Here is a 14421-nt window from a genome sequence, read left to right as displayed (position 1 = left end):
AATCAAGAGAAGGATGGATTATGTTCTCCGCTGTACGCCGCCAGCTATTTTGTCTGACGCTGGGGCTATACTCTGCAGTCACTGTTTCAGCACCACTCCCCCAGACAGGCCAAGTGGCGGAACAACAAACTCGTTACATTGCCAGCCATTTTCCGGGAAGAATGACAGGAAGCCCCGCAGAGTTACTGGCTGCTGAATACGTAAAACAACAATTTCAGGCCTGGGGTTATCAGAGTGATATTCGCCAGTTTACTGCCCGCTATCCCTTTGCCCAGAGCGATGGTGAACAAATCTGGCATAGTGTTACAGGCAATAGCGTGATTGCTTTTCATCAGGGAAGTGAGCCCCAGCAAATTATTATTATGGCCCATCTGGATACTTACACCCCACAGAGTGATCAGAATAATAATGACAATTTGGGAGGATTATTTCTGCAAGGGGTCGACGATAATGCGTCCGGTTTAGGCGTAATGCTGGAACTGGCAGAAAAACTACGCAATATACCCGTGCGCTACAGTATCCGTTTTATCGCAACCAGTGGTAAACAGATAGATGCCGCCGGGGCTCGTAGCATCTTACTGCGTATGACGAAAAAAGAGCAAAAAGATACCCTGTTGGTGATCAACCTCGACAGCTTGATCATCGGCGACAAACTGGCTTTTATCAGCAGTGCGTCAACCCCCAATGCGGTACGTAAACTGGGTCGTGACCGGGCTGTGGCCTTAGCGCATCAGTTCGCCATTCCTGTCGCAACAAAATCAGCAGCAGAAACATCCGCGTCAAAAGGGAATGATTTTTATCAGGACGTTGCGTTATTCGATAGCATTGGTATTCCCGTGCTATCCGTAGAATCGACACAATCGGGCAGGGTTTCACACTCGTCGCATCAACAGCGCCCCCGTAGTAAAGCGTTCCCTGAAGGGACGGTACGTTACCAAGTTGCCCGGGATAATATTCAGTACCTGGACAAATGGTTACCGGGTCAGATTACAAAACGCTCTCATGATGCGGTAAAAATTATGCTACCGCTGATCAAAGAACTTGCCAAAGCAGGGTCACTGAAACATAAAGAAAGCCCCGTCAAAGCATCACAGGGCTAATTATCTGACAGATTACTCATGCAGCCCGCATTCGCGCTTTAAGCCAAAAAAGCGGGTCTCTTCTTCCGCCATGCCCGGCTCCCACTTCCGGGTAGTGTGAGTATCGCCCACAGAGAGATAGCCTTCATCCCAAAGTGGGTGGTACTTTAGCCCGTGAGCAGTAAGATACTGGTACACCGTCCGATTATCCCAGTCGATAATCGGCAAGAACTTCAGTACGCCACGCTGAATACCGAGCACTGGAAGTTTAGCCCGGCTAGTAGACTGTTCACGGCGTAAACCAGCAAACCACGTTTGAGCCTGAAGCTCATGTAACGCCCGATTCATCGGCTCAACTTTATTTATCTCGTTGTAGCGGGTTATGCCCTCAACCCCCTGCTCCCAAAGTTTTCCATAGCGTGCTTCCTGCCAGGCGGCGCTTTCTGGTGCACGATAGACTTTAAGGTTAAGCTTTAACACGTCGGTCAATTCGTCGATAAATTGATAGGTTTCTGCAAACAGGTAACCTGTATCGGTGAGAATAACAGGGATTTCAGGCAACTGCTGGGTGACCAAGTGCAGGCATACTGCCGCCTGAATACCAAAGCTGGAAGAGAGAACAAACTCGCCAGGTAAATGTTCCAGTGCCCAGGCTACACGCTGCTGTGCAGTCAGTGTTTCAAGCTCTTGATTCACATCTGCCAGAGCCTGAACTTGTTCTTCGGGTGGCAATTTATTTAAATCATCTAAGATGAATACGGACATAAGCAACTCGACTGTAGATAAAATAACTGGGGTGTATGGCTATCCGCCTGCTAACCATAATGGTGTAGCAGGCGGCCATAAATAAACGTTCTAGTCCCAGAGGTCACGGGCGGGGTCAAGCACTGGGCGAATAATGCCAGTACGGACGGTAAAATCCCCAAATCCCTCTTTCCCCTTACGATCTTTTGCCCAGCGTCCTACCAGATCATCAATTGAGGCGAGAATTTCTGGCTCAGTAATATTTTCCTGGTACATACGTGGAATACGGGTGCCTGTGCGATTACCACCAATATGCAAGTTATAGCGACCAGGAGCTTTACCCACCAGTCCTATTTCAGCCAGCATGGCACGCCCACAACCGTTCGGGCACCCTGTTACTCGGGTGACGATATGCTCATTAGGTACATTGTGTTTCACCAGTACCTGCTCGATTTTGGTCACAAACTGAGGCAAGAAACGTTCGGCTTCCGCCATGGCCAGTGGGCAAGTAGGGAAAGAAACACAAGCCATTGAATTTTCACGTTGTGGTGTGACTGAATCCATTAAACCATGGGTTTTTGCCAGTTTCTCTATCTTGGCCTTCTCACTTTTTGGCACACCGGCAACGATCAAATTTTGGTTAGCCGTCAGGCGGAAGTCTCCCTGATGGATACGAGCAATCTCCAGTAATCCGGTTTTCAAAGGCTTATCCGGGTAATCCAGAATACGACCATTTTCGATAAACAGAGTCAGATGCCATTTATCATCAATACCTTTCACCCAACCGATTCTGTCGCCACGCCCTGTAAATTTATACTCACGTATCGGTTCAAACGTAATACCAGCACGGCGTTCGACTTCAGCTTTGAAAACATCAACACCGACACGTTCCAGGGTGTATTTGGTTTTCGCATTTTTACGGTCGGTGCGGTTACCCCAGTCACGTTGCGTCGTGACCACCGCTTCAGCGACCGCCAGGGTATGCTCTAACGGAATATAACCAAATTCGCTGGCAGTGCGGGCATAGGTATTTTTATTACCGTGCTCGATAGACAAACCACCGCCAACCAGTAAGTTAAAACCGACCAGTTTGCCATTCTCAGCAATCGCCACAAAGTTCATGTCATTCGCGTGGAGATCAACATCGTTCTGTGGCGGGATGACCACGGTCGTTTTAAATTTACGCGGCAAATAAGTCGCCCCGAGAATCGGCTCCTCATCGGTGGTGGCTATTTTCTCTTTATCCCACCAGATTTCGGCGTAAGCCCGAGTGCGTGGCAGCAAGTGCTCTGAAAGTTTTTTCGCCCATTCATATGCCTCCTGGTGCAGCTCTGACTCAACAGGATTGGAGGTACACAGAACGTTACGATTCACATCATTCGCCGTTGCCAGGGCGTCCAGCCCGACCTCGTGCAGCATTTCATGCGCGGGCTTAACATTTTTCTTCAGAATTCCGTGAAACTGAAATGTTTGACGGTTGGTGAGTCGAATGCTGCCATAGAGCGTTTTATCCGCAGCAAACTTATCGATAGCCATCCATTGTTGAGGTGAGATGATCCCCCCGGGTAAACGGCAACGTAACATCATGGCATGGCGCGGCTCGAGTTTCTGCTCGGCACGTTCAGCTCGAATATCACGGTCGTCCTGCTGGTACATACCGTGAAAGCGGATCAGCAAAAAGTTATCACCATTGAAACCACCAGTCAGACCATCCTGCAAGTCTTCCTTGATGGTTCCACGTAAATAGTTACTGTCGCGCTTTAAACGTTCAGCATCGACCAGTTTACCTTCGACCACCAGGGGTCCGGGGTGTTTTTCACTCATTAGTAGACATCTCGCTGATAACGGCGCTCAACGCGCAACTCACTTAAAAATTCATCTGCAGTTTCGGTATCCATCCCCCCCTGCTCGGAAATCACGTCAAGTAATGCTTGCTCAACGTCTTTGGCCATACGGCTGGCATCACCACAAACGTAAATATGCGCACCCTCTTGGATCCAGCGCCACAATTCTGCACCCTTTTCGCGCAGTTTATCTTGTACGTAAATTTTATGTTCTTGATCACGCGACCAAGCCAAGTCGATATGGGTCAACAGGCCTTCTTTAACATAACGCTGCCATTCAACCTGATAGAGAAAATCTTCAGTAAAATGCGGGTTACCAAAGAACAGCCAGTTTTTACCTGTAGCCCCGTCGTTATCACGCTGCTGCATAAAAGCGCGGAAAGGAGCAATACCTGTCCCTGGACCAATCATAATGACAGGTGTTTCAGGGTCTGCAGGCAGGCGGAAATTATCGTTGTGTTCAATAAACACGCGGACTTCTCCATCCTCATCAAGCTGATCAGCAAGGAACCCTGATGCGCCACCGGTACGGGAACGACCTTCAATTTCATAACGCACAACACCGACGGTAATATGCACTTCATTTTCCGCTTCAGCCTGGGAGGAGGCGATAGAATACAAACGAGGCGTCAATGGACGTAATAAACCCGTTAGCTGTTCTGCCGTAAGCTCTGCCGGTGCGAAACGCACCATATCAACAATGGGAGTTGTCTCCGCATAGCGCTGCAAGCTCCCTTTATCACCAACCCATTCCAGCAGTTGTGTATTACGCGTCAGCTGGGCATATTGTTCAACAATACCGGCGGTATTTACCGTCAGTTCAAAATGTGTGGTCAAAGCGTCATTGAGTGACAACGAGTTCCCGTCAATGGTTACCGTTTCGTCACCGTTAAGCCACAGTAGTTCCACCAGCTCGTGGACCAGTGCTGGTGAGTTATGATACCAGACACCCAGTGCATCTCCTGGCTGATAACGCAGGCCAGAATCACCAAGATCGATTTCAATGTGGCGGACATCTTTATCGGAAGCCCGACCTGTAATTTTTTGGTTAACCGCCAGGGATGCTGCCAGCGGTGACGCTTTGCTATACAAATCCTGGTGAGCAGCCTGGGTGTCAGGTACTGCTGCAGTGGTTACCACCCCAGGTACGCGAGCTTTCAGACGGGTGACCAGATTATTGCACCATGTTTTAGCCACTGGCTGATACTCGACATCAGCATCAACGCGCTCAAGCAGGCGTTCCGCACCAAGTTCAGCCAGGCGAGAGTCAAAATCTTTTCCCGCTTTGCAAAAAAACTCATACGAAGAATCACCAAGGCTAAAAACAGCAAAGGCACTGCCTTCCAGACGAGGGGCTTTCTTTGAAAAAAGGAATTTATGCAGCGCAACAGCCTCTTCAGGTGTTTCCCCCTCCCCTTGAGTGGAGGTAATGATGATCAGCAGTTTTTCCTGAGCGATTTGCTTAAATTTATAATCTCCAGCATTGACCAGGTTCACACTGAGTCCAGCGGCCAATAGTTCGTCCCGTAATTGCTCACTCACTCGCCGTGCATTACCGGTTTGAGATGCGGAAATCAGGGTAATGGTCGGGGTATCAGCCACGACAGCCGCCTGTACCGGGGAAATTACATCGCCAGAAACGTGCGGTTGTTGATTAACCATTCCCCAGAAATAACCGGACAACCAGGCTAGCTGGGTATGAGAAAGGTCGGTTGTCACCGCCTGAAGGTGGGCCAGTTGCTCCTGATTCAGGGGAAGCATTGTGGCCGGAGGAGCCTGAGTTGTCATGCGTTATAGGATTCCGGTTGCTGAAACGAAAGGGCTTATTAAAGGTAATGGCACTAAGTTAACGAGTGAGTTAACAACAATTAAAGACAGGTTAGCAATAACAAATAACCAAAATGCCTAACCGTAATTTCAGATAAACATTAGTGGTAAAACAGGTTATTTAACTCATTGATATAAATGACTTTATTTTAAGAAGCATGTAACTCTCACATTCAATAATAATTCAAGAAAGTTTAGTTAATGCGAAAAAAACGACTTTCCGTTATCATCCGCCGGTTTTTAGCCTTTAGAGATATGTTTTATGCCCACCACTTTATTCAAAGATTTTACCTTCGAAGCCGCCCATCACTTGCCTCATGTTCCTCCTGGTCATAAGTGTGGCCGTTTGCATGGTCACTCATTTATGGTCCGTCTGGAAATAACCGGTGAAGTAGACCCATATACCGGCTGGATCATTGATTTTTCTGAGCTAAAAGCCGCGTTTAAACCCACCTATGACAAGCTGGATCACTATTATCTGAATGATATTCCCGGCCTTGAGAATCCCACCAGTGAGGTACTCGCCCAGTGGATTTGGCAAGAGATGAAACCGGTACTGCCATTACTGAGTGCAGTAATGGTGAAAGAGACTTGTACCGCGGGTTGCGTCTATCGGGGATAACCTCTGTACTGAAGAGTCACGCTGGCACCACCTGAATCGCTGCCAGCGTTTCAAAGGTCTGATTAGGCAATATTCAGATATTTATGGGTTTGCATTGAGAGTCGCCAGTTGCGGGCAATGCAGGTTTCAATGCACAGGCGTGTTGCATCTTCTTTCTGGCTGATTGGCTGCAAGGCAATAATACGATTTTTACGCAGGGGTAAGGTTTCAAGCAGCAAATCCAGGGCTTCTATATCCCGAACCCGTCCTACCGGATGTTTAATCTCATTCGCACGTTCCATCGCCTGGCTGAGTACATCATAGCCACCACGCATGTTTACCTTTGGTGAAACGGTCACCCAAGTACCTTCGGTGCACTGCACAGGATGAGTCCCGCTGGTTTCTATCTGGCAGCTGAAGCCGTTATCTTCCAACAGCTGGGTCAGGGGCGTTAAATCATGAATACAGGGTTCGCCACCCGTAATAACAATATGACGCGCAGAATAACCTTGTCGACCAATGATGGCCAGCAGGTCACTGGCACTGGCCGCAGACCATTTATCGCTTTCTTTGGTTTTTGCTAATATGCTAAATAAAGAAACTTCACGATCCGCGAGCTTATCCCAAGTATGCTTAGTATCACACCAGGCACAACCTACCGGGCACCCTTGCAGACGAATAAAAATGGCGGGTACGCCAGTAAAAAAACCCTCCCCTTGCAGGGTTTGGAACATCTCGTTTATCGGATACTGCATAATTCTTCCGTTGATAATGATAAAAACTGATTATCGCAGATGATGGCTATGAGTTCACAGGTAAAGCGTTAAAGGGTGTAAGTGGTGGTCTGGTTATCCTCAAAATGACGAATACCAGGCAATAGATCACCATAACCCATCAGGCACTTGTATTCGGAGTTCACTCAGAGCAACATGCTGAAAACATAATAAAAAAACCCGCCGCGGCGGGTTTTTTTCACATTTACGTTAACCGTAAATAATTACTGGCCTTTAACTTCTTTCAGACCATTGAATGGTGCTGCATCACCCAGTGCTTCTTCGATACGAATCAGCTGGTTGTACTTAGCTACACGGTCTGAACGGCTCATAGAACCGGTTTTGATCTGGCCGGCTGCAGTACCTACCGCCAGGTCAGCGATGGTTGCATCTTCAGTTTCACCTGAACGGTGAGAGATGATGGCGGTGTAGCCTGCATCTTTCGCCATTTTAATTGCAGCCAGAGTTTCAGTCAGAGAACCGATCTGGTTGAATTTGATCAGGATTGAGTTAGCAATGCCTTTATCAATACCTTCTTTCAGGATTTTGGTATTAGTAACGAACAGATCGTCACCTACCAGCTGAATTTTGTCGCCCAGAACTTTGGTCTGGTAAGCAAAACCGTTCCAGTCAGACTCGTCCAGGCCATCTTCGATAGAAACGATTGGGTACTGTTTGGTCAGATCTTCCAGGAAGTGAGTAAACTCTTCTGAGGTAAATGCTTTGTTGCCTTCACCAGCCAGAACATATTTACCATCTTTGTAGAACTCAGATGCCGCACAGTCCATCGCCAGGGTCACATCTTTACCCAGTTCATAGCCTGCTGCTTTAACCGCTTCTGCGATAACAGCCAGCGCTTCTGCGTTAGAACCGAGGTTTGGTGCATAACCACCTTCATCACCTACAGCAGTATTCATGCCTTTCGCTTTCAATACTTTAGCCAGATGATGGAAGACTTCAGAACCGATGCGAACCGCTTCTTTCAGAGTTTTAGCGCCAACAGGCTGGATCATGAACTCTTGAATATCAACGTTGTTGTCTGCATGCTCACCACCATTGATGATGTTCATCATTGGCAGAGGCATAGAGTACTTGCCTGGAGTTCCGTTCAGTTCAGCGATGTGAGCATAAAGTGGCAGGCCTTTAGAGGCTGCAGCAGCTTTAGCCGCAGCCAGGGAGACAGCCAGAATTGCGTTAGCACCAAATTTAGATTTGTTCTCAGTACCATCGAGCTCAATCATGATCTTATCGATGTTAGCCTGATCTTTAGCATCTTTGCCGATCAGAGCTTCAGCAATTGGGCCATTAACCGCGCCAACTGCTTTCAGAACACCTTTACCCAAGAAACGAGACTTGTCACCATCGCGCAGTTCCAGTGCTTCACGGGAACCAGTAGAAGCACCTGATGGTGCAGCTGCCAAGCCTACGAAACCACCTTCCAGGTGAACTTCAGCTTCAACAGTCGGGTTACCGCGGGAGTCAATGATTTCACGACCGATAACTTTCACAATTTTGGACATAATCAGTTTTCCTCAAGTCACAATGTTAAACTAAAACTCCAGACAAACAACGCGCGATAATGTCGCGCGTTGTTGTTCTAACTCTCTGCCTACTTAACCTGCCGCTTTTGATACTCACCGGCTGCTTTAACAAAGCCTGCAAACAGTGGGTGCCCGTCACGTGGTGTAGAGGTGAACTCTGGATGGAACTGGCAAGCGACAAACCACGGATGGTCTGGAATTTCGATTATCTCTACCAGTTGGTCATCACCAGAACGACCTGCTACACGTAACCCTGCGGTTTCAATAGGCTTCAACAACATGTTGTTGACTTCATAACGATGACGATGACGCTCAACAATGGTTGGCTCATTGTACATCTGGCGAACCAGGCTACCGTCAACCAGGTTGCACTGCTGCCCCCCCAGACGCATGGTTCCACCTAAATCACTGCTTTCAGTTCGTACTTCGACGTTGCCATTCTCATCGCGCCATTCGGTGATCAATGCAACCACCGGATACTTACAGTCTGGCACAAATTCTGTAGAGTTGGCATTTTCCATGCCTGCAACGTTACGAGCGAACTCAATCAGGGCAACCTGCATACCCAGACAGATACCAAGGTAAGGGATTTTATTCTCACGTGCATAGCGTGCGGTGGCAATCTTGCCTTCCACGCCACGGTAACCGAAGCCACCAGGAATAAGAATAGCATCCAGACCTTTTAAAATTTCAACCCCACGCGTTTCAACATCTTGCGAGTCAATCAGTTTGATGTTCACTGTCAGGCGATTTTTAAGCCCACCGTGTTTCAGCGCTTCAATAACTGATTTGTAGGCGTCAGGCAGCTCAATATATTTACCCACCATTCCGATAGTGATTTCACCCGTCGGATTGGATTCCTGGTAAATAACCTGTTCCCATTCGGTCAGGTCTGCTTCCGGGCAGCTTAAGCTGAATCGTTTACAAATATAATCGTCAAGGCCCTGGGATTTCAATAAGCCTGGAATTTTATAAATGGAATCGATATCTTTCAGTGAAATTACCGCTTTCTCCGGGACATTACAGAACAATGCAATTTTGGCACGTTCATTAGCCGGTACAGTACGATCTGAACGACAAATCAGAACATCTGGCTGAATACCGATAGACAGCAGCTCTTTAACAGAGTGCTGAGTAGGTTTAGTTTTCACTTCACCCGCGGCAGCCATATAAGGCACCAGTGTTAAATGCATATAGAGGGTATGTTCACGACCCACTTCAACTGCCATCTGGCGAATCGCTTCAAGGAACGGCAGAGACTCAATATCCCCCACAGTACCGCCGATTTCGACCAGTACAACATCATAGCCTTCACCACCTTCAAGAATACGCTCTTTGATGGCATTAGTGATATGAGGGATAACCTGAACAGTTGCCCCCAGATAGTCACCACGACGCTCTTTGCGCAGGACATCTGAGTAGATACGGCCCGTCGTAAAGTTATTACGACGACTCGTTTTGGTACGAATAAAACGTTCGTAATGACCCAAATCAAGGTCGGTTTCAGCGCCGTCTTCAGTAACGAACACTTCCCCATGTTGAATAGGGCTCATGGTACCCGGATCGACGTTGATATACGGATCGAGTTTCATGATGGATACGTTGAGGCCACGGGCTTCGAGAATAGCTGCGAGAGAGGCTGCGGCAATGCCTTTACCCAGAGAGGAAACGACCCCGCCGGTCACAAAAATATAGTTCGTTGTCATGCTGAACCTGAGAAGTTAGGTTTAAAGACGATGGAGTACCAGGACGGGAAAGTAGTATACCCGAACAGGGCTGGCGCCACAAATTTTCATTTGCGGGCCGAACCAGAAACAATACAACCAATTGTATTTATGGATAAAAATGATTAATGCACGTTTAATTTCTCGCCCATTATGGTCATTACACTGATTTATCGCGCTTATTCACCGTTAAGTTAATTTTTTCCTGCTGTTTAACTTGTTGCCAGGCCTGTTCCATCACATCCAGGCTCGCTTTTTCCATAGTAAGACCTTGTGTGGCAATAATAGCCTCAACCTGGCGGAAGCGTGATTCAAATTTGCGATTAGCCTTATGGAGTGCCATTTCAGCTTTAGTGCCCAAATGACGAGCCAGATTCACAGTCGCAAACAGTAGATCACCGACTTCTTCCTCCAGCTTTTCGTCATCAACCACAACCTGACGCGCCTCGAACATCACTTCATCAATTTCTTCGTAAACCTTATCCAGTACCGGGCCCAATGTTTCCCAGTCGAACCCCACAGTGGAACAACGTTTTTGTATTTTTTGCGCTCGCATCAAGGCAGGAAAAGCCTCTGGGATATCATCAAGAACCGAGTGCTGCGCTTTTTGTGCCCGTTCTTCACGCTTAATACTTTCCCACTGGGATAGCACCTTTTCGCTGGTATCAGCACTGTGATTAGCAAAAATTGGTGCATGTCTCCGTTCCAGTTTGTCACTAATAGCCTGACAAACATCTTCAAAATCAAATTGCCCCTGCTCTTGAGCTATCTGAGCGTAAAATACCACCTGGAAGAGAACATCACCCAGCTCTTCACGTAAGCTATCAATATCATTGCGATCAATGGCATCCAGCACTTCGTAAGCTTCTTCTAACGTATAGGGCGCCAGTGTTTCCATGGTTTGTACTTTATCCCATGGACACCCGCTTTCCGGATCACGCAGACGCTGCATTATAGCGAGCAGGCGGTTTAGCTGACTCATGACACATCCTTAACAAAATAAACGGGCCAGGATAAGACAAAGGGGGGAGTTCCCCCCTGTAAAGCCTTAACCATGCAGTCGTCGGGCATCGATAATATCGGGGACTTGATTCAGTTTCCCCAGGACTCTACCCAGGACTTGTAAATTATAAATCTCAATGTTCATATCAATCGTCGCCAGTTGCTGTTTAGTATCACTGCGGCTCGCAACACCGAGAACATTGACCTTCTCGTTGGCTAAAATAGTCGTAATATCGCGTAACAGGCCACTGCGATCATTCGCCGTCACACGTACCACCAGTGAGTAACCACTGGAATAACTTTCCCCCCAGACCGCATCGACAATACGTTCCGGCGCATGAGATTTCAGCTCCGCAAGTTGGTCGCAATCGGCCTGGTGGATAGAGATACCGCGTCCCTGGGTAATAAAACCAACAATTTCATCCCCAGGAATTGGCTGGCAGCAACGCGCAATATGGTGCATCAGGTTGCCAACACCTTCGACAACGACACGGCCATCATCTTTGCGCTGTGACTGCTGTGGTGAATAAGTTTTTTGCTGTAGTTGACGTAATGCTTCTGCATCCTGCTCTTCGGCGCTTGGCTTGTTAAACTGAGCCTGCAGATAATTGCTCATCTGATTGAGGCGAATGTCTCCCCCGCCAATCGCTGCCAGCAACTCTTCAATATCATTAAAGTTATAGCGTGGTAATAAGGTTTTTTCGGCTTCTTTGAGACTGACTCCCAGACGTTCAATTTCATCGTCGAGGATCTGCCGGCCCGCCAGAATATTCTTGTCACGATCTTGTTTACGGAACCAGTTATGAATTTTGGCCCGACCACGACTTGTCGTGATGTAACCAAGATTAGGGTTTAACCAGTCACGACTTGGATTGGGTTGCTTCTGAGTAATCACTTCTATCTGATCACCCATTTGCAACTGGTAAGTAAACGGAACTATACGCCCGCCAATTTTTGCCCCAATGCAACGGTGCCCTACATCACTGTGAATGTGGTAAGCAAAATCCAGTGGCGTTGACCCCGTTGGCAGGTCAACCACATCACCTTTTGGGGTAAAGACATAGACCCGATCATCAAATACCTGGCTACGCACTTCATCAAGCATTTCACCCGAGTCTGACATTTCTTCCTGCCAGGCGATAAGTTTACGTAACCAGGCAATCCGGTCTTCATGGCCGCTGCTGCCAGCATTACGTGTACCGCCCTCTTTGTATTTCCAATGGGCTGCAACCCCTAATTCAGACTCTTCATGCATCTGACGAGTACGAATTTGAATTTCAATCGTCTTACCATTCGGCCCAAGCACAACCGTGTGAATCGACTGATAGCCATTAGGTTTCGGGTTGGCGACATAATCGTCAAATTCATCAGGTAAATGGCGGAAGTGAGTATGAACAATGCCTAATGCGGCATAGCAATCCTGTAAACGTTCAGCAATCACCCGAACAGCACGTACATCAAACAGCTCGTCAAAAGCCAGATGCTTTTTCTGCATCTTTCGCCAGATACTGTAGATGTGTTTAGGGCGACCATAGACTTCTGCTTTAACGCCCTCTTCTTTCATTGATGATCGCAACATCGCAACAAATTCATCAATATAGTGTTCACGGTCAATACGGCGCTCATGGAGCAACTTAGCAATGCGCTTATACTCTTCCGGGTGTAAATACCGGAAGCAGTAGTCTTCCATTTCCCATTTTAACTGACCAATACCCAGTCGATTCGCCAGCGGGGCATAAATATTGGTACATTCTTTAGCCACCAGAACACGTTCATCTTCCGGGGCATCCTTCACTTCTCGCAAATGCGCAATACGCTCGGCAAGCTTAATCACAACGCAACGGAAGTCATCCACCATCGCCAGTAACATGCGTCGTACATTATCGACTTGTTCAGAGGAAACTGAGTCGTTGTGCGTGGCTTTCAGATGACGGATTGCATCGATATCACACACCCCATGAATCAGTGCCACTACCGGTTTACCGATGCTTTCCAGCATCACTTCTTCACTGACCACACCAGAGTCAATGAGAGGAAACAACAGGGCTGCGCGCAGGGTATCGTTATCCATACTGAGTGTTGAGAGAATTTCAACCATCTCAACGCCGCGCCAAAGTAATAATTCGGCATCAGGGTGCCCTTTGGTTTGACTCTCACAATACGACCATGTTTCGGCCAGACGCTCACACGACTGCTGGTTGGAAATCCCGAGGCTTGCTATCCATTTTTCAGGCGCAAATTCGCCAGCTTTATTGAGATGTGCACTTCTAACCGCAACCATTCTTCTCTCCTGTGAAACCGAAATCAGATCCGTTGGATCTGAGCAAGCTCTTAATCACGCTTAATAAGCGCTATACACTCCAGGTAGCTTGTGTGGGGAAACATACTCAGCTATTGCCAATGGTGCTTTAGGTCCCAGAAAGACATTAAACGTCACCAATGTTAGATGATTGTAGGATACCGACACGACTTTTGGTGGCACCAGACGCCCCACTTAAGGGATACGCCCATGATCGTATACAGCAAAAAAATTATGTATTATCAATATCATTAACGTCCAGTTTGTTTCTTAACACGTCGTCCGGATGACGATAAAAAAGCGGGCATTTGTCACCAAATTCTGCTGAACATTATATTGTTCTTTTGCCATCAGCGCAGCAATACCGTCAGCATATCCTGCCCGGCCCCCCTCTTTTTCTGACATTTTCATACTGACAAACTTTTTTGTAGCCTTATAGACAGCAATAAATCGCGCCTTGTTCCCCATCCTTTAACCATCTATTGATTAATTTAAATAGCATCCATAGCGGCTTACTTTACCGTTACCAACACCCCAATATCTCCCGCTGCTCAGGTTAACAGAGATGGTGCTCTGCTTTACTTGCGAAAAACGTTCCAGTTTTGAGAGATACTTATCCTCATTGACTCTTTGCAGGGAAAGTGTTGCTACTGGTAAGTTTCAGTACATTGATGAAAAAGCATCACCGCAAGTGATAAGATAAATCACGATCAGTAAGGATGCACCACGATGGATTGATCACATGAATTAGAGCACTAAACTGGGGCGGTTATCGTTCATAATTTTAAAAGCATCATCATCACCCAGGAATCCTGATATTTCACCACTCACCGGGAAGTGAATCATGAAATAACGCCACCTCATTTATTCTCGCCTGTGATTCAGGCAATCAATCCCAAATATTTACCATTACTGCTATGATGTCACTCATAAGTGTGCAGCGCTCTTTAGGGTAGAGTGAGTCACTATAGCGTTGAGATATTATCT

11 protein-coding genes are annotated in these 14421 nt (G+C 47.4%); 2 read left to right on the top strand and 9 right to left on the bottom strand.

The window, feature by feature from the left end; all coding sequences use genetic code 11:
* The first annotated feature begins 20 nt into the window (after nucleotides 1–20).
* The gene (locus JK154_RS14045; RefSeq protein ID WP_211993179.1) at nucleotides 21–1100 is read left to right on the top strand and encodes an aminopeptidase; all 1080 of its coding nucleotides are present in this window, start codon (nucleotides 21–23) and stop codon (nucleotides 1098–1100) included.
* Between the two features lie 12 nt (nucleotides 1101–1112).
* On the opposite strand, the gene cysH is transcribed toward JK154_RS14045, so the two are convergent.
* The 3 genes from cysH to cysJ all read right to left on the bottom strand — a co-directional run bounded on the left by cysH (nucleotide 1113) and on the right by cysJ (nucleotide 5455).
* Nucleotides 1113–1844 (bottom strand): phosphoadenosine phosphosulfate reductase, encoded by a 732-nt coding sequence (gene cysH / locus JK154_RS14040; protein ID WP_211993178.1) that lies wholly within the window; start codon nucleotides 1842–1844, stop codon nucleotides 1113–1115.
* 90 nt (nucleotides 1845–1934) lie between these two features.
* A complete protein-coding gene (gene cysI / locus JK154_RS14035; protein WP_211993177.1) occupies nucleotides 1935–3647 on the bottom strand; it encodes an assimilatory sulfite reductase (NADPH) hemoprotein subunit in 1713 nt (570 codons plus the stop codon).
* The gene (gene cysJ / locus JK154_RS14030) at nucleotides 3647–5455 is read right to left on the bottom strand and encodes an NADPH-dependent assimilatory sulfite reductase flavoprotein subunit (protein ID WP_211993176.1); all 1809 of its coding nucleotides are present in this window, start codon (nucleotides 5453–5455) and stop codon (nucleotides 3647–3649) included. The genes cysI and cysJ overlap by 1 nt, the downstream gene beginning before the upstream one ends.
* A 301-nt stretch (nucleotides 5456–5756) precedes the next feature.
* On the opposite strand from cysJ, the gene queD reads away from it, so the two are divergent.
* Nucleotides 5757–6116, top strand: coding sequence for a 6-carboxytetrahydropterin synthase QueD (queD, locus tag JK154_RS14025; protein ID WP_211993175.1), 360 nt, complete (start codon nucleotides 5757–5759; stop codon nucleotides 6114–6116).
* Between the two features lie 62 nt (nucleotides 6117–6178).
* On the opposite strand, the gene queE is transcribed toward queD, so the two are convergent.
* The 6 genes from queE to JK154_RS13995 all read right to left on the bottom strand — a co-directional run bounded on the left by queE (nucleotide 6179) and on the right by JK154_RS13995 (nucleotide 13845).
* Nucleotides 6179–6850, bottom strand: a complete 672-nt coding sequence (gene queE / locus JK154_RS14020) for a 7-carboxy-7-deazaguanine synthase QueE (RefSeq protein ID WP_211993174.1) — start codon at nucleotides 6848–6850, stop codon at nucleotides 6179–6181.
* Nucleotides 6851–7092: 242 nt separating this feature from the next.
* Nucleotides 7093–8388, bottom strand: a complete 1296-nt coding sequence (gene eno / locus JK154_RS14015; RefSeq protein WP_211993173.1) for a phosphopyruvate hydratase — start codon at nucleotides 8386–8388, stop codon at nucleotides 7093–7095.
* Nucleotides 8389–8477: 89 nt separating this feature from the next.
* Nucleotides 8478–10115 (bottom strand): glutamine hydrolyzing CTP synthase, encoded by a 1638-nt coding sequence (gene pyrG / locus JK154_RS14010; RefSeq protein ID WP_211993172.1) that lies wholly within the window; start codon nucleotides 10113–10115, stop codon nucleotides 8478–8480.
* A 178-nt stretch (nucleotides 10116–10293) separates the two neighbouring features.
* Nucleotides 10294–11115, bottom strand: a complete 822-nt coding sequence (mazG, locus tag JK154_RS14005; protein ID WP_211993171.1) for a nucleoside triphosphate pyrophosphohydrolase — start codon at nucleotides 11113–11115, stop codon at nucleotides 10294–10296.
* A gap of 66 nt (nucleotides 11116–11181) precedes the next feature.
* A complete protein-coding gene (relA, locus tag JK154_RS14000; RefSeq protein ID WP_211993170.1) occupies nucleotides 11182–13416 on the bottom strand; it encodes a GTP diphosphokinase in 2235 nt (744 codons plus the stop codon).
* Nucleotides 13417–13704: 288 nt separating this feature from the next.
* Nucleotides 13705–13845 (bottom strand): hypothetical protein, encoded by a 141-nt coding sequence (locus JK154_RS13995; RefSeq protein ID WP_211993169.1) that lies wholly within the window; start codon nucleotides 13843–13845, stop codon nucleotides 13705–13707.
* Nucleotides 13846–14421: the final 576 nt, after the last annotated feature.

Origin of the sequence: Citrobacter sp. JGM124, assembly GCF_018257795.1 — a bacterium.
Taxonomy (GTDB): domain Bacteria; phylum Pseudomonadota; class Gammaproteobacteria; order Enterobacterales; family Enterobacteriaceae; genus JGM124.
Note: the sequence above shows the minus strand (reverse complement) of the source record. Positions and strands in the feature narration are given on the sequence as shown.